A 21891-nucleotide genomic window follows, 5' to 3' on the forward strand; every position below is an offset into this window, starting at 1 on the left:
CCTTCCGGGTCGCGTTGGCAAGTCCTTCCGGGGGCACTTCCCGAACGCCTCTTTCCTGCGAAATGCTCAGCCGAGAGGGCTGCGTGCGGGAGCGGGCCCGGGCGGCGCGGGGAGATGCTCCGGCCCCGGCGGAGGGATTACGCGCCCCCGCAGTCTCCGGGGTCGCCCTGGCGTTTCTCCAGGGCGTGCTCGAAGGCCGGGAGCACGGCGGCCAGGGTTTCGCGCACGCCCTTGGGCGAGCCCGGCAGGTTCACCACCAGGGTGTTGCCCACGAAGCCCGCCATGGCCCGGGAGATCACGGCCCGGGGCGTGGACTGGATGCCCGCCATGGCCATGGCCGTCTCGAAGCCGGGCAGGCGCGTCTCCAGCACGGCCCCAGTGGCCTCGGGCGTGATGTCGCGCGGGGCCACGCCCGTGCCGCCCGTGGTGACCACGATGTCGAAGCCCTGGGCCAGGGCCAGGTCCATGATCAGGGCCTTGAGCTGGCGGGGGTCGTCGGGGAGGATGTGCCCCTGGATGGAGGAGAGCCCCAGCTCGGCGGCCACCATGTCGCCGATGAGCGGTCCCGAGGCGTCGTCGCGCAGGCCCGCCGCGCCCTTGTCGGAGAGGGTCACCCAGGCCAGGCTGAAGCCGCCGGACCACGCCAGGAGCGTGGTGGCGCCCATGGGGAAGTAAACCTCGTCCAGGGCGTCGGCCAGCACCACGTCCAGGGCAGGGGCGGCCCCTCCCTGGGGCCAGCGCATGCGCCCGGCCACCTGGAACAGGGGCGTGCCGGCCATGCGCCCCAGATGCGTGCCCACGCGCAGCCGGGGCAGGGCCCCCACCGACGAGAACACGGGTTTGAGCCCCCCCGAAGGGGCGCCCGGGGCGATGAACACGCGCTGGCCGGGGAGGACGGTCGTCTCCTGGGTGAGGGCGAGCAGAACCGAGCCGTTCATGCGAAACCACCTTGACGGTTGCAAATTTGGCGGGCATGGGCAACAAGCCCATAACGGGAACACAGCACAAGCGAGGACGTGCATGAAAGGCATCATCCTGGCCGGCGGCTCCGGCACGAGACTCTACCCCATCACCAGAGTCGTCAGCAAGCAGCTCCTGCCGGTGTACGACAAGCCCATGATCTACTACCCCCTCTCGGTCCTGATGCTCGCGGGCATCCGGGAGATCATGATCATTTCCACCCCGGAGGACCTGCCCCGCTTCCGAGAGATGCTGGGCGACGGCTCCTGGCTGGGGCTCTCCTTCCACTACAAGGTGCAACCCAAGCCCGAGGGCCTGGCCCAGGCCTTCATCCTGGCCGAGGATTTCATCGGCAAGGACAAGGTCTGCCTGGTGCTGGGCGACAACATCTTCTACGGCAAGGGCCTGGCCGAGGTGCTCCAGCGCTGCGCCCAGCTGGACACCGGCGGCGTGGTCTTCGGCTACAAGGTGCGCGACCCCGAGCGCTACGGCGTGGTGGAGTTCGACGCCTCCAAGAAGGTGATCTCCATCGAGGAGAAGCCCAAGGCCCCCAAGAGCAAATACGCCGTCACGGGCCTTTATTTCTACGACAACCAGGTGGTGGAGATCGCCAGGAAGCTCAAGCCCTCGCCGCGAGGCGAGCTGGAGATCACCGACGTGAACAACGTCTACCTCCAGCAGGGCCAGCTCAAGGTGGAATTCCTCGGGCGCGGCTTCGCCTGGCTGGACACCGGCACCCACGAGTCGCTCCACCAGGCCGCCGGATTCGTGCAGGCCATCCAGGACCGCCAGGGCCTGAAGGTCTCCTGCCTGGAGGAAATCGCCTTCCGCATGGGCTACATCTCCGACGAGCAGTTGGAGCATCTGGCCCAGGACATGCTCAAGAACTCCTACGGACAGTACCTCCTTGAGGTCGTCCGGGAAGCCAGGGGGGAACACTGATGGAATCGATCGTCCCCGTCCCCGCGGGATTCTCCTTCGCCGCCCACGCCTCGGGCATGCGCTACCAGGGCCGCGACGACCTGGCCCTCATCGTCTCCGACAGGCCCGCCGTGGGCGCGGGCGTGTTCACCAAGAACCTCTTCCAGGCCGCGCCCGTCACCGTGGCGCGTGAGAACATCAAGAACTCCCAGAGCATCCGCGCCTTCCTGGTGAACGCCGGACAGGCCAACGCCTGCACCGGCGACGAGGGCCTGGCCAACTGCCGCGCCACCCTGGAGATGATGGCCGAGCGCCTGGGCATCGAGCCCGGGGAGATCCTGCCCGCCTCCACGGGAGTGATCGGCCCCCAGCTCAAGATGGACCTCTGGCGCGCCGAGGCCCCCGCCCTGGCCGCCGGTCTGGGCAAGGCCGCGCCCCTGGACGCCGCCAAGGCCATCATGACCACCGACGCCTTCCCCAAGATGGCCTGGGGCTTCGTGGAGACCCCCTCGGGCACCGTGCGCCTGCTGGGCATGGCCAAGGGCGCGGGCATGATCTGCCCCAACATGGCCACCATGCTGGGCTTCGTGCTCTGCGACGCCGACGTGGAGAAGGCCCGCTGGCAGGCCATGCTGGCCGCCGCCGTGGACGCGAGCTTCAACGCCGTCACCGTGGACGGCGACACCTCCACCAACGACTGCGTGCTGGCCATGGCCAACGGCGCGTCGGGCGTGGCCGTGCGCGAGGACGACGAACTCTCCGCCCTGGCCGCCGCGCTCAACGAGCTCTGCCAGGCCCTGGCCTACATGATCGTGGAGGACGCCGAGGGCGGCACCAAGATCGTCCGCGTGCACGTGACGGGCGCGCAGGACCACATGGAGGCCGAGGCCTGCGCGCGCGCCGTGGGGCATTCGCCCCTGGTGAAGACGGCCATGTTCGGGCGCGACGCCAACTGGGGCCGCATCGTGGCCGCCGTGGGCCGCTCCGGGGCCGAATTCGACCCCGCGAAGGTGAGCGTGGCCATCGGGGGCATCCCCGTGTTCCAGAACGGCCAGCCCGTGCCCGGCGACCTGGACAGCCTGCTGGCCCCGCACATGCGCCGCGCCGAGATCGCCATCGACATCGACCTGGGCGCGGGCGAGGGCGAATACCTCCTGCTGGCCTCGGACCTGGGCTTCGACTACGTGAAGTGCAACGCCTCCTACCGCAGCTGACGCGCGCGAGGACAACGAATCGAAAAGCCCCCTCCCGGCCGGTCCGGGAGGGGGCTTTCGTTTTGGGCTTGCGGTCGCCTTTCTCCGGCTGAGCGCGCCCCCCTACTTGGGGTCCAACCCGCTCTGCTTGAGGCCCGCCATGCCGCCGTGCACGTTGAGCACGTCGCGAAACCCGGCCTGCTCCAGGGTGATCTGCCCCTCGTAGGAGCGGATGCCCGTGTTGCACACCAGCACCACCGTGCGGTCGCGCGGGATCTCGTCCAGGCGCTCGCGCAACTGGCCCTGGGGGATGTTGTGCCACTGGCCCGGATGGGCCGCCAGGTAGGGGGCGGCGTTGTCGGGCTCGCGGCAGTCCAGGAAGAAGCAGGAGGGGTCCTGGGCCCGCAGACGGCGCGTGAACTCCTCCGAGGAGATGCCCCGGTTCATGCCCGCCAGCAGGTTCTCGGCCACCGTGCCCGCGGTGTTCACGATGTCCATGGCCGAGGAGAAGGGCGGCGAATAGGGATACTCCAGGATGGAGAGGTCCTCCGCCGTGCAGCCCTTCTGCATGAGCGCCGCAACGGCCCCCACGCGCCCGGCCAGGGCGTCCCCCGAAGGGCCGAAGCCCTGGATGCCCAGCACCTTGTGGGTGGCGCGGTCCACGGTCACTTCCAGGGTCATGAGCTCCTTGCCGGGGAAGAAGTGCGCCCGGTCGAACTGGATCACCAGGGCGGCCAGGGCGTCGAAGCCCTCCTGGCGGGCCTGCTCGGGCGTGAGCCCCGCGCCGCACAGGAAGCGGTCGAACACCTTCACCGCGAAGGAGCCCACGGCCCCGGGGAACACGGCCTTGGCCCCGGCCAGGTTGCTGCCGATCACACGGCCCTGGCGGTTGGCCATGGAGCCCAGGGGCAGGTTGAAGGTCTTGCCCGTGACGAGATGGTGGATCTCCACGCAGTCGCCCCCGGCGAAGATGTCCGGGTCCGAGGTGCGCAGGGTCTCGCCCACGAGCACGCCGCCGCGCGGGGAGACCTCCAGCCCGGCGGCCCGGGCCAGCTCGCCGTTTGGAACCACCCCGGCGGCCAGCACCACCAGGTCGGCCTCCAGCACGCCCTTGTCCGTGACCACGCGCTCCACACGGCCCTCGCCCTCCAGGGCCAGCACCTTCTCGCCGAAGCGCAGCTCCACGCCCTTCTCCGCCAGATGGGCCTGGGCCATCCGCGCCAGCGCGGGGCTCACGTTGCGCGGCAGCACGTGGTCCATGATCTCCACCACGGCCACCTCCAGGCCCCACATGTCGGCCAGGGCCTCGGCCACCTCCAGCCCGATGAAGCCCGAGCCCACCACCACGGCCTTGCCCGCCTTGCCGGCGCTCACGCGGTCGCGGATGTCGCGGGCGTCGCGCAGGTTGGCCACGGCGTGCACGCCGGGGAGGTCCTCCCCCGGGATGCCCAGGCGGCGGGGTCTGGCCCCGGTGGCCAGCACGAGCTTGTCATAGGCCAGGTCGCGCTCGGCCCCGGATTCCAGGTCGCGCAGGCGCACGGTCTTGCCCTGGCGGTCGATGGAGAGGGCCTCGGTGCGGGTGAGCACCTCGATGTCCTTGCATTCCTGGAAGAATTTTTCGTCCCGCACGAGCTTGAAGCTGGTGGTGCGCAGCTCGCGCAGGTCGGAGACGTCGCCGGAGATGTAATAGGGGATGCCGCACCCGCCGTAGGAGACGATGGCGTCGCGGTCGATAAGGGTGACGCGGGCGTCGGGGCGCAGGCGCTTGTAGCGGCAGGCGGCCTTGGGGCCGAGCGCCACCGCGCCGATGATCACAACATGTTCGCTCATGGGCTGGGGCTCCTCGATGGTTTCGGACCTTGTACGCCCGAAGGGGACGCGCGCCAAGGGAGGGGAGCCGGAAAATGCGGGCGGGGCCGCGCGCGGGGCGAGGCGTCCGGGCGGACAGGGTCACGAAGGCGCCCTCCCGGGTGCCCGGGATGCGGCGCGGGCCTGTCCCGGGGAGCGGTCCTAGTGGCAGGCGACCGGCGAGTCTCCCAGAATGCTCTTGAGCTGGTAGATGTCGAGGGGTTTGCTCACGAAGGCGCGAGGATTGGCGGCTTGGGCGCGGGACCGGGTCTTGTCGTCGCAGTAGGCGCTCACGAAGACCACTTCCGCCTCGCAGAGCTCCTTGATCTTGAGCGACGTGTCGATGCCGTCGAGCTGGCCGTCGAGGCGGATGTCCATGATCACGATGTCCGGGCAGAGGGCCTCGGAGAGCGCCAGGGCCTCCTCGCCGGAGGTGACGTTGCCGCACACCTCGTAGCCCAGCTTGCGCAGCATCTTTTCGGTGGCCATGGCGGCGATGACTTCGTCTTCAACGATCATGACTCTGGCGGACATGGCAGTTCGTCCCCTTGATTGGAAAGGTGATGCTGAACGACGCTCCCTTACGGCCCTTTCCGACGATCAATTCGCCCCGCAGCTGCCGGGTGAGCTGAACGACCAGCTGCATGCCCAAGGTGGACGTTGTCTCAGGGTCGAACCCCTCGGGGATACCAACCCCGTCATCGTCTATATGCAGCATTACAGTCGTGTCAACCTGGCGCACCCGGAGGTTCAGCGAGCCGCCCCGACCGCCGGGAAAGGCGTGCTTCATGGCGTTGGTCACCAGTTCGTTGAGGATGAGCCCCAGGGGCACCGCCTGGGCGATGCTCAGGCGCACGTCGTCCGCTTCCACCGTGTAGTGCACGTCCGGCCTCGCGCACAGCGAGCTCATGAGACGCGAGACCAGCTGTCGCGCGTACTCCCCGAACCAGACGTCGTCCAGGTTCTCCGAGCGGTAGAGGGCCTCGTGCACCAGAGCCATGCAGGCGATGCGCTCGCGGCTGGAGAGGAAGGCATCCAGGGTCTTGGGGTCGTCGATGTGCTCGCTCTGGAGGTAGAGCAGGCTGGAGATGATCTGGAGGTTGTTCTTCACGCGGTGGTGGATTTCGCGCAGGAGCACCTCCTTCTCGGCCAGCGAGGCGCGCAGGCGCTCCTCGCCCTGGGCGATGCGGCCCGTCATCTCCTGGAGGGCCTGCTCGAAGCGGCCCAGCTCCCGGAAGGCCGGGGCCTCGCCCGCCCGGTAGACCTCTCCCGGCTCCAGGACGTCGAGCCGTCCGGCGACATCCGCCAGGGGCCGCGCCACGTGCTTGGTGAGCCGCCCTCGCAGGGAGAGCATGATGCCCACCAGGGCCGCCGCCATGGCCGCCGCGCCCACCGACACCGGCAGCGCCGCCGGGGCCAAGGCCCTGACCGCCTGGGTACGCACGAAGACCATCCAGCCCATCTCGGGCACGTGAGCCCCGGACCCCACGTAGAACACCCCGTCTTCCTCGTACACCAGAGAGCGGCCCCCGCGCTTCATGGCCAGAAAGAGCGGCGAATCGCCCATGTTGCCCTGGCGCGCCACCTGCGCCACGTCGGGATGGCAGACCAGATTGCCGTAGCCGTCGCAGACGATCACGTCGCCGCCCATGGCCACGGACAATTCGGTCATGTGGCTGGCGAGGGCTCGCAGGTCCACCTCGGCGGCCAGGACGCCGCCGCCCGCCATGCGCACGGCCACCACCACCGAGATGTCGCCGCCCCGGCTGGAGGGGATGGGCCGCGAAAGGAGCAGCCGGCCGCGTTCCTGCTCGGCAAGACGCACGGGGTATTCCTGGCCGCGCCCGCCCGCGGGCCAGACGTCCAGTACCGTGCGCCGCGCGTCCAGGAGCATCAGGCGGTTGAAGAAGGGCAGCATACCCATGAGCTCGCGCAGAGAGCGGCCCTGGCCCTGGCTTTGTCCCACCTCGGGGGCCAGACGCTCCAGGGCGCGGTAGGCCTCGTCCAGGTGCTTGTCCACGTACACGGCCATGGTGTGCGCGAACTGGCCGTTGCGCGCCTCCACGGCCTCCTTCTGCTGGTCGAGAAGAAACACCGCCAGGAACGCGAGCCCCGCAAGCGCGGGCGCCAGGGTGCGCCGCAGCACGCTGCCCTGGATGATGCGCGAAAGGCCCTGGGTCTCCACCCTAGCCCCCGTGCCCGTTCACTGTCACGAAGCGGCCCTCGCGGATGGTGACGATGAACACCTCGCGGTCCACGTCGCCGGAGGCGTCCAGGCTGAACGGCCCCATGACGCCCGCGATGCGGCCCAGGGAGATCAGGGCCTCCCCGAGTCCCCTGCGCGAGCCGTCCGTGACGCGCAGGGCCTCGGCCAGCAGGCGCACGGCGTCGTGGGAGAAGGCCGCCGCGAAGTTGGGGGGCCAGCCGAAGCGCGCCTCGTAACGGGCGCGGAACTGCTCGAACTCGGGGGTGGGGTTGTCCTCGGTGTAGCTGGTTGCGAAGAGGATGCCGTCCACGCTGGCCCCCCCGGCCAGGAGGATCTCCCGGGTGTAGGGCCAGGCCGGGCAGAGGATCAAAGGCTTGCCCCCAGCGAGGGACGCCGCCTGGGCGAAGGCGGCCACGTCGCGCGCGGAGGCGGACAGGAGCACGGCCTCGGCCCCGGAGGCCTTCACCCGGCTCGCCAGGGCCGTCCAGTCCGGGCCTGCCCGGGAGGAGAACTCCTCGCGCCCTTTCACCTCGCCCCCGGCAGCCTGGAAGTGGGCCGTGAAGGCCTCGTTGAAGGTGCGGGTGTAGGCGGCGTTGTCGGCATCGCCCGCCACGAACACGCCCCCGACGCGCAGGCGGCGCGCCGCGTGGTCCGCCAGGGCGGAGGCCCAGCGGCCGCTTTCGGGGATCACGCGGTAGAAGTTGTCCTTGAGCCCTGCAAGCTCGGGCGTGGCCGTGGTGGGCGAGACGAGCGACACCTCCCGGCCCGCCAGCATGGGCAGGACGGCCATGGTCTGGGCGCTGGTCATGTGGCCCACGATGGCCACGGCCCCGGCGTCGAGCAGTTCGCGGTCGGCGGCCAGGGCGGATTCGGGGGTGTAGCCGTCGTCGGCGGCCACCAGCCGGAGCTTCTTTCCGGCCACGCCGCCCGCGGCGTTGACCTCTTCCACGGCAAGCTGCGCGCCGTTGCGTCCCTGCACGCCCAGGTCCGAGGAGACCCCCGTGAGCTGGCCGGAAAAGCCCACCACGATTTCCTGGGAGCCCAGGCAACCGCAGATTGCGACCAACGCGAGGACCGCCAGGCACGTCGCGCGAAAGATCATCGGCTCCTCCTGAAATTTCCGACAGGTAGAACAGTTTATGACAGATTGTTCCTTCTGACAACAACCGGCCTGCATTTGCAGCATTTGACTCGACCGCGAGATGACTTATTCTCTCCTCTGGCGTGATCAGGTCTAACCCAGAACCCAATTCAGGGTGAGCAAGAAGGAGACAGTGTCCACGATCAACGAGGGTTCCTACGCATCCATCCAGTTTTCACTGGCCTGGCGCAGCGCCGAGGCCACCCACGAAGAACGGTTCCTGGCCCGCAAGGCCAATCTCTGGCGAGACATCTTTCCTCCCGGTTTCAAGGATCTTCTCATGGGGCTCGGCGCGGGCGAGGGCGTGCGAGCGTCGTACGCGCCGGGACGCGGCCTGCCGGGCCGCGAGGCCAGCCGCGTGGTGGAGCTGCCCCGCCGGGCCTTCCGAGGGCGTTCGCCCTCGGGCCGGGACATTACGCCCCGGGCGGGCCGGTTCTACCCTCTTGGTTTTTTCGAGGGGCTGCCCGGGGTCTACCCGCAGGACGCACGCCCGGGCCGGGTGCTCCGCGCGGACGAGTCCCTGCTGCGCGTGGACATGGGGCATCCTTTCGCGTGGCGCACCCTGGACGTGACGGCCCAGGTGCTTGAAGTGCGCGACAAGACCTCGGACACGGGGGGGCGGATCTCCTGCTGGATGGAGGAGCTTTGCGACGGCGGGCCGGGGCTTCAGGCGCGGTGCGAGGACGGCTGCCCCACGGACTTCGCGGACGCCGACGCCATGACCCGCCTTGACCCATCGGACGACGCGCTCTTCCACGAGACGCCCCGGTTGGTGAACCACGTCGATTCCGGGGCGGCCCAGGTGCTGCGCGAAGCCGCGATGCGCCGTGTGCGGCCCGGAACGCGCGTGCTGGACCTTATGGCCGGATGGCGCACGCACCTGGACCCTTGCGCGGGGATTCACGTGACGGGCCTGGGCATGAACGCGCAGGAGCTGGCGGCCAATCCGCTCCTTGCGGAGCGCGTGGTGCACGATCTCAACAAGAGCCCCCTGCTGCCCTTCCCGGACGCCTCGTTCGATGCGGTGGTGTGTACGTTGTCCATCGAGTACCTCATCCGGCCGCTGGAGGTGGTGGCCGAGTGCGCGCGGGTGCTGGCTCCCGGCGGCGAGCTGGTCATCGGCTTTTCCGACCGCTGGTTCCCCACGAAGGTTCCGGCGCTGTGGATGGACCTGCACCCCTTCGAGCGCCTGGGCTGGGTGCTGGACCTGCTGCTGCGCGACGGGCGTTTCGAGGGGCTGTGGACCTTCTCGGACCGCAACCGGTGGCGTCCGGCGGACGATCCGCACATCCGCCAGACGTTCACCGGCGACCCGGTGTTCGTCGCCGGGGGACGCAGGGCCTAGGCCCCCTGCCCTGCCGCTCCCCGTTTCGGACGCCGCTCTGCCCCGCTCCCCGTCTGGTCGCCGCTCTGCCCCGTTCCCTGGTTCGGTCTTATCCAACCGACTGTGCCAACCGCTTCGCGCCCGCGTCCGGTCCGCTTTGGGACCGGACGCGGGCGCGAAGCCATTGCCGGGGTCCGGGGGGAGGCTCTCCCCCCGGCGGGTCCAGGGCGGAGCCATGGCGGGGTTTGGGGCGGAGCCCCATGTTCTTCCGGCGCGACGGCGCCGGTCCGGGCCGGGCGGGCCAGATCGGGTCGTAGCGACGGGGCGTGCCGGCGGGTGCTGAAACGGTTTGGAGCGGGACGGGTGGGGAGACGCGAACGCCCCGGGCCGCACGCGCTGGCGGCCGGGGCGTCCTGGTTGGTCGCGCGGCGTTGGCTGCCTGGGGTCAGGCAGCTCCGCCGGGGATGGCGAAGCCTTTGGTGGTGCCGCCCGTGGAGGCCGGGGTGCCTGCGATCTTGGAGAGGTAGGTGGCGCCCAGCGTCTTGATGTGTTTGTCGATGTTGTCGAAGTAGTTGAAGTGCAGCTGCTCTTCCTCGATGACGGTTTCGAAGAGTTTGGCGCTGATGGAGTCGCCGTTTTCGCGGCAGACGTTGAGGAACTGGTTGTAGGAGTCGATGGTGTCGTCCTCGGTGTTGGCGTCGAAGACGTAGACCTGCTCCACTTTCTGGCCTTTCACGATGTTTCCGGCCTTTTCGGCGGTGGGGTCGCCGTCGAGCTCCTTAATGCGTTCGGCGAACATCTCGGCATGGCGCATCTCGTCGATGGCGATGAGCTTCATGTTCTTGGCCAGCTCGCCGTAGTCCAGGCTGTCAAGGTTGTAGTGCTGGTTCATGTACTGGTGGATGGCCTGAAGCTCCATGCCGCGGGCCTTGTTGAGCACTTCCACCACTTTGGCCTTGCGGGCTTCCCTGTCGGACATCGCGATTCTCCTTTACGTGCAGGTTCGTTTCCTGATGATGACAACGTGCGCGGCGCTTGGGGCCGCACCCGGGCGGATAGCACCTTTTCCGGGCGAACCCAAGGATTTTGCCGGAAGAGACCGCCTACTCGCATGAACCATTCTTACCAGATAATGGCTGTCCACAGCAAGAGGCCTGACGCCCCCGGGACAGGGAGCGCTTCCGTCGCGGCCGCATCAGGACTTGAGATGTTCAATCAGCTCCGCCAGCACATGGGTCTGCCCGGACAAGGTGTCCACGGAGCGCGCGCTCTCCTGCATGGCCTCTGCGGTCTCGGAGGAGATGCGGTTGACGTCGCCGACTCCCCTGTTGATCTGCTCGCTGGCCGCCGCCTGCTCCTGGGATGCCGCGGCGATGGACCGGACCTGATCCGTGGTGCGCTCCACCAGGGAGACGATCTCGTCGAGGGCCTCGCCCGAGGATCGAGCCTGGTTCGTAACGGCTTCAATGCCGGCCACGGCCTGCTCGACGTTGCCCACGTTCTTGCGCGTGCCCTCCTGGATGGCCCTGATGGCGTCGCCGACCTCCTTGGTGGCGGACATGGTTTTTTCGGCCAGTTTGCGCACCTCGTCGGCCACCACGGCGAAGCCGCGCCCGGCGTCTCCCGCGCGGGCGGCCTCGATGGCGGCGTTGAGGGCCAGGAGGTTGGTCTGGTCGGCGATGTCCGAGATGACGCCCATCACCCGGCCGATGCCCTCGGCCTGGCCACCCAGCACGGCCATGTCCCCCTTGAGGCCCAAGGCCGACTCCTGAACGGCCCCGATGCCGCGCACCACCTCCGTCACCGCGCGGGAGCCCTCCTGGGCCTTGTCCCGCGCGACGCCCGCCGTCTGGGCGGCCTGCGTGGCGCTGCGGGCCACCTCCAGCACGGTGGCGTTCATCTGGTCCATGGCCACGGCCGTCTGCCCCGCGAAACGCGACTGCTCCTCCGCCCCCCGGCTGGAGCGGCCGATGCGCTCCATGAGCTCCCGCGAGGCCCCTGCCAGGGAGCCCGCCACATCCTCCAGACGCTCGGCCGCATGGAGCATGTTCCGGGAGTGCGCCTCCGCCGTCTCGCGGGCCGACTCGCTCTCGCCGATGGCCTTGCGCGCGGCCAAAGCCTCCCGCGCCGCCTCGGCGCTCTTGGCGTCGGCAATCCGGATCTTGTCTTTGAGCGCCGCCACCATGCGCCTCAGCGATTCGGCCAACATGCCGATCTCATCGCCGCGTCGCACGTCAAGCACCGAATCCAGGTCGCCCTCCGCCACGGCGCGTGCGTAGCGCACGCTCTCGCGGAGCGGCCCCGCGATGTTGCTTATCACCAGCAGCGAAAGACCGCTCAGGACCGCCGCCACTAAGACCAGAAATAGGGACGAGAGCATCACGCTCCCCCGACGGGATTCCTCCGTTCGGGTCAGGGCAGCAGCGCGGGCCTCCTCGCCGGTCCTGGCGATGGAATCCACGATGGCATCGATGGCCCTGGTGGGCTCCCGGTCGATGCCCGTGACGAGCTTGTCCACGGCTTTGCCGGTCTGCGGGTCCTCGGGGTGGAAGGCGCGCAGGGCGTCGAGGTATTTCCCTAAGAGCGCCGTGTGCAGCGCGGCGGTGCCGTCGGCCATGTCGGAGGCCATGCCCAGTTGCCGCATGTCGCGGCGCAGTTCCGCCAGGCTGGCGAGCATCTTTTCGTGCTCGGCCCTGAAGCCTGCCAGATGCTTTTCGTAGAGGGCCTTGTCGTTGCCCCGGATGAGGATGTTCTTCCACTCCTGCACCTGCACCTTGAAGGCGACCTGGGCCTCCCGGGCCGTGTCCACCGTCCGCACCACGACCTCGGCCTGTGCCAGCTGCTCCCGCATGGCGCGGTCCAGGTCGGCGGAATGGACCATCACATAGACATACAGACAGGCCACACAGCCCACACCGAGCCCGACGATGGAGAACAGCTTCGCCTTCACGCTCAGATTGTCGATCAACACGGGGCCTCCGCTGGCTGACGTTCCGCAAAGCGGTCACGACGCATCCTTCAACCGCCCCGGGTTCCTCCACGTGGATGACGACCGGAGGCGGCAGCGACGACAAGGCAGACGGCATGAGGATTCGCCAAGTTGACATCACAATTGTGTGAAAATGACAAGAAAGAAACGCCTTCCGACGCCGGGCGCCCCCTGCGCGGCCCAGGCCGACCGGAGCCGCCGGAGCGCGTGGGAACCAGCCGAAACGGCGTTGCGGACAGGGAAAAACGGAGCGCCAGGCCTCGGGACGCGGCGGAGCGGGCGGCCCGTCCTCGAACGGACCGGAGACATGCGGGGGGGATGAAACGCGCAACCCGCGCGGGAAGCCTCCCGCGCGGGTTCGCAAGCGCTGCGGCGGAAGCGCGGGCGGGGCGGCGGGGCTAGGCTTCCACTCCGGCGGCGCGGAAATACCAGCGGGCGGCCAGCTCCATGCCCGGGCGCACCAGCACCACGGGCTCGTAGCCCAGCAGCTCGCGAGCGCGGGAGATGTCGGCAAGGGAATGGCGCACGTCGCCCGCGCGCTCGGCGCGGTGCACGGGCGCCACGTCGGCGGCCTCGGGCCTGCGCCGGGCCACGATCTCGCGGATGAGCACGAAAAGCTCGTTCAGGGTGGTGCGCTCGCCGCAGGCCACGTTGTAGGCCTTGCCCGGGGCCTCGGGGTGCTCCGAGAGGGCGGCCAGCAGGTTGGCGCGCACGGCGTTCTCCACGTAGCAGAAGTCGCGGCTGGTCTCGCCGTCGCCGTTGATGAAGACGGTCTCCCCGGCCAGCAGGGCCGCGAACCACTTGGGGATCACGGCGGCGTAGGCCCCCTCGGGGTCCTGCCGGGGGCCGAAGATGTTGAAATAGCGCAGGCCCGCCAGCTGCATGCCGTAGCAGGAGCCGAACACGTCGGCGTAGAGCTCGTTGGCCATCTTGCTCACGGCGTAGGGCGAGAGCTGGCGGCCGGTGCGCTCCTCCACCTTGGGCAGTCCGGGGTGGTCGCCGTAGACGGAGCTGGAGGAGGCGTAGACGAAGCGGCGCACGCCCGCGTCGCGCGCGGCCACGAGCATGTTCAGGAAGCCGCCCGCGTTGACCGCGTTGGTGAGCAGCGGATCGTCGATGGAGCGCGGCACGCTGCCCAGGGCGGCCTGGTGGAGCACGTAGTCCGCTCCGCGGCAGGCCTCGGCGCAGGCCTTGGGGTCGGTGATGTCGCCTTCCACCAGGGTGAAGCGCGCGAAGGCCTCCGGCCCCACGCAGTCGCGCACGTTCTCAAGGTTGGAGCGGTGCCCCGTGGCGAAGCTGTCCAGGCCCGTGACCGACTGGCCAAGACCCAGCAGGCGCTCGACGAGGTTGGAGCCGATGAATCCGCCGCAGCCGGTGACGAGCCAGCGGGCGGGACGGGAGGCCATGGAGGCGGCGATGCGGTCGAACACGGATGTCTCCTGGGGGGTGTCGCGGGCTGGCCGCGCGGCGGGGAGCCCGCAGACATACCCTCAACCGCGAGGCGCTGGCAAGCCCCCTCCGCCTCCGGCCCGGGTCAGCCCTGGGCCTCGAAGCGTCCGGCCTCGCGGTTCTTGCGCACCTTGCCCGCCTGGAACACCAGGCCGTTCATGCACAGGTACACGCCCTCGGTCAGGCCCTGGGCCGCGCCCACGGCGCAGCCCACGTTGAAGGGCGCATCCGACCCCTTGAAGCGCGCGGGGCTCAAGGCCCCGGTGAACACGATCACCTTGCCCGGGATGCCGCGCAGGGCCTCGGCCGTTTCGGCCATGGTGTCCGTGCCGTGGGTCACCAGCACGTGGCGGGCGGGGTCGGCCTCGATCAGGGAGCGCAGGAGGGCGCGGTCCTCGGCGGTGAGGTGCAGGCTGTCCTTGCGGGTCACCTCGCGCAGGGTGAATTCCACGGCGGCCTTGGCCTCCTTGAGGATCTCCCCGGCCTGGGGCTCGCCCACCTCGTAGGTGGAGAGGTCGTCGAAGTAGATTTTGTCGATGGTTCCGCCCATGGTGTAGATGGAAAGCTTCACGCGGCGCCTCCCTTGGCGTCGGGGTTGAGCATGGCCGAGGGGTCCAGCACGCGGGCCAGGCGTTCTTCGTCCCAGCCGAGCAGCTCGCGGGCCGCCTCGTGCACGCTCTGGCCCGTGGCCTGGGCGTGCTGGGCCACTCGGGCGGCCTGGTCGTAGCCCACCAGGGGGCACAGGGCCGTGGCCAGGCCGAGGCTGCGCTCCAGCAGCTCGCGGCAGCGCGCCTCGTCGGCCTCGATGCCCTTGACGCACTTCTCGGCCAGCACCAGGCACCCCCTGCGCAGGAGCGTGAGCGAGTTGAAAAGGTTGTGCGCCAGCACGGGCTCCATGGCGTTCAGCTCCAGCTGGCCCGCCTCGGCGGCCAGGGTGACGGTGAGGTCCGAGCCGATCACCTGGAAGGCGATCTGGTTGACCACCTCGGGGATCACGGGGTTCACCTTGCCGGGCATGATGGACGAGCCCGGGGCCATCTTGGGCAGGCGGATCTCGCCCAGGCCGCAGCGCGGCCCCGAGGAGAGCAGGCGCAGGTCGTTGCAGATCTTGGAGAGCTTCACGGCCGTGCGCTTGAGCACCCCCGAGAACTGCACGTAGGCCCCGGCGTCCTGGGTGGCCTCCACCAGATCGGACGAGAGCACCATGCGGTGGCCGCTCACCTTGCAGAGCATCTCCACGGCCAGGGCCGGGTAGCCCGCCGGGGCGTTCAGGCTGGTGCCGATGGCCGTGCCGCCCAGGTTGATCTCGCGCACCAGGTCCAGGGCCTCCAACAGGCGCTGGCGGTCCTCCTCCACCATGAGCGCCCAGGCCGAGAACTCCTGGCCCAGGGTCATGGGCACGGCGTCCTGCAACTGCGTGCGCCCTATCTTGATGATGTGGGCGAACTGCCTGCCCTTGGCCTCCAGGGCCTTGGCGAGCCGCCCCATGGCCTTGTGCAGGTCGCGCCCCATCATCACCAGGGCCAGGCGCAGGGCCGAGGGGTAGACGTCGTTGGTGGACTGGGAGAGGTTCACGTGGTTGAGGGGGTGCAGGAAGGCGTAGTCGCCGCGCGGCCTGCCCAGGATCTCCAGGGCCAGGTTGGCCACCACCTCGTTGACGTTCATGTTGGTGGAGGTGCCCGCGCCGCCCTGGATCACGTCCACGGGGAAGTGGGCGCGGTACCTTCCCGCCAGGAGCAGGGCGCAGGCCTCGCGGATGGCCCCGGCGCGCTCGGCGTCCAGCAGGCCCATGCGCTCGTTGGCCAGTGCGGCGGCCTTCTTCACGGCGGCCAGGGCCTTGATGAACTCCGGGTAGTGGGAGATGTGCACCCCGGTGATGGGGTAGTTGCGCACGGCGCGCATGGTCTGGATGCCGTAGAGCGCCCCGGCGGGGACGCTCATCTCGCCCAGGGAGTCGCGCTCCACGCGCTGCTGCCTGGAGGCCCTGGGGGGGGTGGTCTCGTCCATGTGCCTGCCCGTGATGGTTTGGGCGCGCGGGGGAGCCCCCGCGCGCCCGTGGAAGGTGTGGAAGGAGCGCTCCGGGGCGGGGTTCAGCCGCCCAGGTAGGCCTCGCGCACGCGCTGGTCGCAGGAGAGCTCGTGGCCCGTGCCCTCCAGCACGATGCGTCCGGTCTCCAGCACGTAGGCGTAGTGGGCCACCTTGAGCGCGGCGAAGGCGTTCTGCTCCACCAGGAGCACGGTCATGCCCTTCTCGTTGATGGCCTTGATGATCTCGAAGACGTCGCGCACCAGGATGGGGGCCAGGCCCAGGCTCGGCTCGTCGAGCATGAGCACCTCGGGGGCGCTCATGAGGGCGCGGCCCACGGCGAGCATCTGCTGCTCGCCGCCGGAAAGGGTGCCGCCCTTCTGCTCGCGGCGCTCGTACATGCGGGGGAAGAGTTCGTAGACCCACTTGAGGTCGCGGGCGATGCCGTCCTTGTCCTCGCGGGAGTAGGCCCCGAGCATGAAGTTCTCGTACACCGTGAGGTGGGGGAAGATGCGCCTGCCCTCGGGCGACATGGCGATGCCCGACTTGACCACCTCCACCGGGTTCATGGCCCCGATGTCCTTGCCGTTGTAGGAGATGGACCCCTTCTTGTTCTTGAGGAGCCCCGCGATGGCGCGCAGCGTGCTGGACTTGCCCGCCCCGTTGGCCCCGATGAGCGTGACCACCTTGCCCTGGGGCGCTTCCAGGCTCACGCCCTTGAGGGCGTGGATGCCGCCGTAGTGCACGTGAAGGTCCTGCACCTTAAGCATCGCAGTGGGCCTCCTCGCCCAGGTAGGCCTCGATGACCTTGGGATCGGACTTGATCTCCCCGGGGTCGCCCACGGCGATGGTCACGCCGTAGTCCAGCACCCAGATGCGCTCGCAGATGCCCATGACGAGCTTCATGTCGTGCTCGATGAGCAGCACCGTGAGCTCGAAGCGGTCGCGGATGTCGCGCACGAAGTCCATGAGTTCCAGGGTCTCCTGGGGGTTCATGCCCGCGGCCGGTTCGTCCAGGAGCAGGAGCCTGGGGTTGGTGGCCAGGGCGCGGGCGATCTCCAGCCTGCGCTGCGCGCCGTAGGGCAGGCCGGAGGCCTGCTCGTGGGCCAGGCCCGCCAGGCCGACCACGCCCAGAAGCTCCAGGGCGCGCTGGCGGATCTCCTTGTCCTCGCGGCGCGCGCCGGGGGTGCAGAACACGGCCCCCAGCCAGCTGGAGCGCTGGCGCACGTGGGCGGCCACCATCACGTTCTCCAGCACCGTGGCGTTGCCGAAGAGCCGGATGTTCTGGAAGGTGCGGGCGATGCCCGCCGCGCACACCTTGTCGGGCGACATGCCCGTGAGGCCCCTGCCGTCCAGGAGCACCGTGCCCTCGGTGGGGCGGTAGAAGCCGGTGATCATGTTGAAGCAGGTGGTCTTGCCCGCGCCGTTGGGGCCGATGAGCCCGCCGATGCTCCCCTGGGCCAGCTGGACGCTGAAACCGTTCACGGCGGTGAGGCCGCCGAAGCGCATGGTCAGGCCCCGGGTTTCCAGGACGTAGTCGCTCATTTCGCCACCCCCTTGCCCCGCAACGCGCGGGCCATGCCCTCCCAGGTGATCTCGCGCATGCCCATGAGGCCCTCGCGCCTGAAGAGGATGATCACGATGAGCGCGAGCGAAAACACCACCATGCGCATGCCGGGGATGCCCGCGATCTCGATGCCCGCGAAGCTCACCGGGTTCTCCACCACGCGCAGCCACTCGAGCAGCACCGTGATGCCCACGCCCGCCAGCACCGAGCCCGTCAGGGAGCCCAGGCCGCCCGTGACCACGATCATCAACACGTTGAAGGTGAGCGTGAAGAGGAACATCTTGGGGTCGATGGTGGTGAGCAGGCTGGCCAGCAGCGCCCCGCCCACGCCCGCGAAGAAGGAGCCCACCGTGAAGGAGAGCAGCTTCATGCGCAACACGTCCACGCCCATGGCCTTGGCCGCCACCTCGTTGTCGCGGATGGCCTTGAGCACGTTGCCGGTGTTGCTCCCCAGGAGCTTCACGATCACGTAGAGCGTCACCAGGCACCAGGCCACGTTCCACCAGAGGTTGGCGTAGGCGGGGATGCCCTTGAAGCCCAGCGCGCCGTTGGTCACGGAACTCATGTTGGTGGCGGCCACGCGCACGATCTCGGCGAAGCCCAGGGTGGCGATGCCCAGGTAGTCGTCTCCCAGCTTCAAGAGCGGCAGCCCGATGAGCGCGCCGAAGAGCGCCGCCACGAGCCCGCCGGCCAGCACGGCCACCACGAAGGGGGCGTGCGCCGCCAGCACCCAGGGGGCGGGGTCGCCCAGGATGAAGAGCATCTCCTTCTGCTCGGCGGTCATGATCAGGATGGAGCAGACGTAGGCTCCGATGGCCATGAACCCGGCGTGACCCAGGCTGAAGAGCCCGGTGAAGCCGTAGATCAGGTTGAGCGACAGGGCCAGGATGATGTTCACGGCGATGAGGTTGAGAATCTGGACCGAGTAGCCGTCCAGGCTGGCCTGGGCCCAGGCCGTGAAGAGGCCCACCAGGGCCACGGCCGCCACGTTGAGCAGGGTGGTGGTGGAGCGTTTCATCACACCTTCTCCTCGGCCTTGTCACCGAACAGGCCGGTGGGTTTGATCAGGAGCACCCCGATGAGCAGCACGAAGGCGAAGGCGTCGCGGTAGCCGGCCAGGTCGGGGAAGAAGGCCACGGTCATGATCTCGATGAAGCCCAGGACCACGCCGCCCACCACCGCGCCCTGGATGGAGCCGATGCCGCCGAACACGGCCGCGATGAAGGCCTTGAAGCCGGGGATGGCCCCCATCACGGGCTGCAGCTGCGGGTAGCGCAGGGCCCACATGATGCCCGAGGCCGCCGCCAGGGCCGAGCCGATGCCGAAGGTGACCGCGATGACGCGGTTGACCGGCACGCCCATCAGGTAGCTCGTCTCGATGTCCTTGCTGATGGCGCGCATGCCCAGGCCGGTCTTGGTGCGGTAGACCACCCAGAGCAGGGCCAGCATGAGCGCCACCGAAAGCACCGGCACGAAGAGCGTGATGGGCAAAACGCGCACGTTGCCCCAGATGAGGGGGTCTTCCATCCACTCGGGCCGGTACACGGCGCGGGGAATGGCCTGGAAGAACACGATGGCCACGTTCTGCAGGAAGAACGAGACGCCGATGGCGCTGATGAGCGCCGAGATGCGCGGCGCGTCGCGCAGGGGCCGGTAGGCGATGCGGTCCACCAAAACGCCCGTGAGCGCCGTGACCGCGATGGAGAGCACGATGGCCACCGGCCAGGGCAGGGCGAAAAGCGTGACGCCCCAGAAGACGAAATACGCGCCCAGCATGAAGATCTCGGAGTGGGCGAAGTTGATGAGACGCAGGATGCCGTAGACCATGGTGTAGCCGATGGCGATGAGCGCGTAGAGGCTGCCCAGGGTCAGGCTGTTCAGGGCGTGCTGGATGAACTGTTCGACGTTCATGGAAAGTCCTTTGTTCGGGCCGCGCGCCCTTGGGCGCTTGCGCCGTCGGGGAGCGGCGCGCGGGGTTCCCGGCGTGCCGGGAGCCTCCCGCATGCGGGGCCCGCCCGAAGGCGGACCCCGCTCGCGGGTCACGGATCAAGGGGCTGGCGGAGGCTTCCCGCCGCCGCCTTTACAGGTCGGGAGTGATCTCGCCGGTGTAGACCTTCTTGCCGTCCTGGATCATCACCAGGCCTACGGGCTTTTCGGCGTCGTGGGTCTCGTTGATGGTGGTGGCGCCGGTGACGCCCACGAAGCCCTTGGTCTCGGCCAGGGCCTTGGTGATGGCGGCGGGGTCGGCCTTGCCGGCGCGCTTGATGGCGTCGATGATGATCATGTAGGCGTCGTAGCCCAGGGCGGCGTTGACGTTGGGCTCCTTGTCGGCGGAGTGGGTCTTCTTCCAGTCATCCGTGAACTTCTTGGCCACGGGGTTCATTTCCTTCATGGAAGGATCGTAGGGGAAGGTGGTGTGCACGAAGCCCTCGACCGCCTTGCCGCCGATCTTGGTGATCTCGGGGTTGTCCATGGCGTCGCCGCCCATGATCTTGAAGGTGGCGCCCAGCTCCTTGGCCTGCTTCATGATGATGGCGCCCTCGGCGAAGTAGGAAGGGATGAAGAGGACATCGGGCTTCTCGGCGATGATCTTGGTCAGCTGGGCGGTGAAGTCCTGGTCGCCGGACTGGTAGTTGAGGGTGGCCACGATCTGTCCGCCCTGCTTGGTGAAGGACTTCTTGAAGAAGTTGGAGAGGCCGACGGAGTAGTCGTTGGCCACGTCCACCAGCATGGCGGCCTTCTTGAAGCCCAGGGTCTTGGCGGCGTAGGTGGCCGCGCCGGCGCCCTGGAAGGGGTCGATGAAGCACACGCGGAAGATGTACTTCTTGCCCTGGGTCACCAGGGGGTTGGTGCAGCTGGTGCCCACCTGGGGGATTCCGGCGTTCTCGGAGTGCTCGCCGCCGGCCATGGCCAGGGAGGAGCCGTAGGTGCCGATGATGGCCTGCACCTTCTCTTTCTCGATCAGGCGCTTGGTGGCGTTGGCGGCCTCAACCTTGTCGGACTTGTTGTCCACCACGAAAAGCTCGACCTTCTTGCCCAGGACCGTGCCGGCTTCCTTGTGGGCCATCTGCACGCCCTCAAGCTCCAGCTGGCCGCCGAAGGCGTTCTGGCCGGTCAGGGGCAGGAACACGCCGATGCGGACGGTGTCGTCCGCGGCCCAGGCGAAGGTGGCCATGGCGAGGATCATGGCCATGCACAGAGCGAGAATCCGTTTCATCAAACTGCCTCCATGTCTGGTGTTGCCGGCAGGCCCCTCGGCCGCCGGATGGGTTAAGCCGTCGCCGGGGCCGCGCTAGAGCGAGACCACCGCCGATATCTTCTTGGCAAGCTCCACAAGGTAGCCCGAGAAGCGCGCCTCGAACTCCTTCATGGAGAACTGGTCCGTGGTGGAGTCGAAGCTCACGCCGCCGATGGCCTTGCCGGTGCGCAGCGAGAACAGCGGCGCGCCGATGGCGATGAGCCCGGGAACGAACTCCTCGTTGTTCACGCAGTAGCCCTGCTCGCGGGCGCGCTCCAGCTCCTTGAGCAGGGAATCGCGGTCCGTGAGGGTCTTGTCGGTCTTGGCGGCCAGGTCCAGGCGGTCCAGCAGGGCTGAAAGCTCGTCCTGCTCCATGAACGCCATGGCGGCCTTGCCGGTGGCCAGGTAGTAGAGGTCGGAGGAGTAGGAGAAGGAGCGGAACACCGAGGTGTCCTTGGATTCGTGGCGGTAGATCAGGTAGATGGCGTCGCCCTTCACCAGGCCCACGTCCACGTGGACGCCGTGCTTGCGGTTGGCCTCCAGCACGAAGGGCTTCACCAGCTGCACCATCTCGGACTTTTCCACGATGGTGTAGGCCAGCGAGAGGGAGCGCACGCCCAGGTGGTAGAGCCCGGTGCGCTCGTCCCGGCGCAGGTAGCCCAGCTCCCGGAAGGTGTTCACGTAGCGGTAGACGCTGGTCTTGTTCAGGTGCACCCGGGCGGCGATCTGGCTCAGGGTGAACCCGGAGTCATCGATGCCGAAGATGTCGAGGATGCGCAGACCCTTGGCCAGGGTCTCCGAGGCGTTGTCCTTGGCGCGCGCGGGCTTCGTTTCCTCGGCGGCGGCCTGCCGCAGAGGGGCGGCTGTGTTGTCCGGCGTGGGCATCGTTACTCCCAGCGAAACGGCGTAATCAATTTCCGGCACGTTTATGCGGAGGAAGGAATTTTGTCAATCCGATTCCGGTCGGGATTCACAGAAAAAGGAAAACGTGGCGGATTGAGGGGATGGAGAGCAACGGATGAAGACGACG

19 protein-coding genes are annotated in these 21891 nt (G+C 68.6%); 3 read left to right on the forward strand and 16 right to left on the reverse strand.

What is annotated here, in order from left to right; all coding sequences use genetic code 11:
• Window positions 1-137: 137 nt before the first annotated feature.
• Window positions 138-938, reverse strand: coding sequence for a MogA/MoaB family molybdenum cofactor biosynthesis protein (locus NNJEOMEG_RS20965; RefSeq protein ID WP_173083503.1), 801 nt, complete (start codon window positions 936-938; stop codon window positions 138-140).
• A gap of 82 nt (window positions 939-1020) precedes the next feature.
• Between NNJEOMEG_RS20965 and rfbA the strand changes: the two genes are divergently transcribed.
• Together rfbA and argJ are read left to right on the forward strand one after the other, a co-directional pair.
• The gene (gene rfbA, locus NNJEOMEG_RS08865) at window positions 1021-1902 is read left to right on the forward strand and encodes a glucose-1-phosphate thymidylyltransferase RfbA (protein WP_173083505.1); all 882 of its coding nucleotides are present in this window, start codon (window positions 1021-1023) and stop codon (window positions 1900-1902) included.
• Window positions 1899-3095 (forward strand): bifunctional glutamate N-acetyltransferase/amino-acid acetyltransferase ArgJ, encoded by a 1197-nt coding sequence (gene argJ, locus NNJEOMEG_RS08870; RefSeq protein ID WP_235956913.1) that lies wholly within the window; start codon window positions 1899-1901, stop codon window positions 3093-3095. The genes rfbA and argJ overlap by 4 nt, the downstream gene beginning before the upstream one ends.
• A gap of 102 nt (window positions 3096-3197) precedes the next feature.
• On the opposite strand, the gene NNJEOMEG_RS08875 is transcribed toward argJ, so the two are convergent.
• The 4 genes from NNJEOMEG_RS08875 to NNJEOMEG_RS08890 all read right to left on the reverse strand — a co-directional run bounded on the left by NNJEOMEG_RS08875 (window position 3198) and on the right by NNJEOMEG_RS08890 (window position 8230).
• Window positions 3198-4904: an FAD-dependent oxidoreductase gene (locus NNJEOMEG_RS08875; RefSeq protein WP_173083509.1), complete on the reverse strand. Its 1707-nt coding sequence runs from the start codon at window positions 4902-4904 to the stop codon at window positions 3198-3200.
• A gap of 180 nt (window positions 4905-5084) precedes the next feature.
• Window positions 5085-5456, reverse strand: a complete 372-nt coding sequence (locus NNJEOMEG_RS08880) for a response regulator (protein ID WP_173083511.1) — start codon at window positions 5454-5456, stop codon at window positions 5085-5087.
• On the reverse strand, window positions 5431-7107 hold the full coding sequence (locus NNJEOMEG_RS08885) for a sensor histidine kinase (RefSeq protein ID WP_173083513.1): 1677 nt from the start codon (window positions 7105-7107) through the stop codon (window positions 5431-5433). Before NNJEOMEG_RS08885 ends, NNJEOMEG_RS08880 begins: the two co-directional genes overlap by 26 nt.
• Window position 7108: 1 nt before the next feature.
• A complete protein-coding gene (locus NNJEOMEG_RS08890) occupies window positions 7109-8230 on the reverse strand; it encodes an ABC transporter substrate-binding protein (RefSeq protein ID WP_173083515.1) in 1122 nt (373 codons plus the stop codon).
• Window positions 8231-8402: 172 nt separating this feature from the next.
• On the opposite strand from NNJEOMEG_RS08890, the gene NNJEOMEG_RS08895 reads away from it, so the two are divergent.
• Complete coding sequence (locus NNJEOMEG_RS08895) at window positions 8403-9614, forward strand: methyltransferase domain-containing protein (protein WP_173083517.1); 1212 nt, start codon at window positions 8403-8405, stop codon at window positions 9612-9614.
• A gap of 424 nt (window positions 9615-10038) precedes the next feature.
• Here the strand turns inward: NNJEOMEG_RS08895 and NNJEOMEG_RS08900 are convergent, their stop codons facing one another.
• From NNJEOMEG_RS08900 to NNJEOMEG_RS08950, 11 genes are all read right to left on the reverse strand, one after another.
• Entirely contained in the window at window positions 10039-10572 is a 534-nt protein-coding gene (locus tag NNJEOMEG_RS08900; protein ID WP_173083519.1) for a ferritin-like domain-containing protein, read from the reverse strand.
• 216 nt (window positions 10573-10788) lie between these two features.
• Complete coding sequence (locus tag NNJEOMEG_RS08905; protein WP_235956905.1) at window positions 10789-12564, reverse strand: methyl-accepting chemotaxis protein; 1776 nt, start codon at window positions 12562-12564, stop codon at window positions 10789-10791.
• Between the two features lie 416 nt (window positions 12565-12980).
• The gene (locus NNJEOMEG_RS08910; protein ID WP_173083746.1) at window positions 12981-13988 is read right to left on the reverse strand and encodes an SDR family oxidoreductase; all 1008 of its coding nucleotides are present in this window, start codon (window positions 13986-13988) and stop codon (window positions 12981-12983) included.
• 128 nt (window positions 13989-14116) lie between these two features.
• On the reverse strand, window positions 14117-14602 hold the full coding sequence (locus NNJEOMEG_RS08915) for an asparaginase domain-containing protein (protein WP_217270496.1): 486 nt from the start codon (window positions 14600-14602) through the stop codon (window positions 14117-14119).
• Complete coding sequence (locus NNJEOMEG_RS08920; RefSeq protein ID WP_173083521.1) at window positions 14599-16038, reverse strand: aspartate ammonia-lyase; 1440 nt, start codon at window positions 16036-16038, stop codon at window positions 14599-14601. Before NNJEOMEG_RS08920 ends, NNJEOMEG_RS08915 begins: the two co-directional genes overlap by 4 nt.
• 83 nt (window positions 16039-16121) lie before the next feature.
• A complete protein-coding gene (locus NNJEOMEG_RS08925; RefSeq protein ID WP_173083523.1) occupies window positions 16122-16826 on the reverse strand; it encodes an ABC transporter ATP-binding protein in 705 nt (234 codons plus the stop codon).
• The gene (locus NNJEOMEG_RS08930; RefSeq protein WP_173083525.1) at window positions 16819-17601 is read right to left on the reverse strand and encodes an ABC transporter ATP-binding protein; all 783 of its coding nucleotides are present in this window, start codon (window positions 17599-17601) and stop codon (window positions 16819-16821) included. The genes NNJEOMEG_RS08925 and NNJEOMEG_RS08930 overlap by 8 nt, the downstream gene beginning before the upstream one ends.
• Complete coding sequence (locus NNJEOMEG_RS08935) at window positions 17598-18641, reverse strand: branched-chain amino acid ABC transporter permease (RefSeq protein WP_173083527.1); 1044 nt, start codon at window positions 18639-18641, stop codon at window positions 17598-17600. The genes NNJEOMEG_RS08930 and NNJEOMEG_RS08935 overlap by 4 nt, the downstream gene beginning before the upstream one ends.
• Complete coding sequence (locus tag NNJEOMEG_RS08940; protein WP_173083529.1) at window positions 18641-19534, reverse strand: branched-chain amino acid ABC transporter permease; 894 nt, start codon at window positions 19532-19534, stop codon at window positions 18641-18643. The genes NNJEOMEG_RS08935 and NNJEOMEG_RS08940 overlap by 1 nt, the downstream gene beginning before the upstream one ends.
• A gap of 169 nt (window positions 19535-19703) precedes the next feature.
• On the reverse strand, window positions 19704-20840 hold the full coding sequence (locus tag NNJEOMEG_RS08945; protein WP_173083531.1) for an ABC transporter substrate-binding protein: 1137 nt from the start codon (window positions 20838-20840) through the stop codon (window positions 19704-19706).
• 75 nt (window positions 20841-20915) lie between these two features.
• Complete coding sequence (locus NNJEOMEG_RS08950; RefSeq protein ID WP_173083533.1) at window positions 20916-21746, reverse strand: IclR family transcriptional regulator; 831 nt, start codon at window positions 21744-21746, stop codon at window positions 20916-20918.
• Window positions 21747-21891 lie beyond the last annotated feature (145 nt).

It is taken from the genome of Fundidesulfovibrio magnetotacticus (assembly GCF_013019105.1).
Classification (GTDB): Bacteria; Desulfobacterota; Desulfovibrionia; order Desulfovibrionales; family Desulfovibrionaceae; genus Fundidesulfovibrio; species Fundidesulfovibrio magnetotacticus.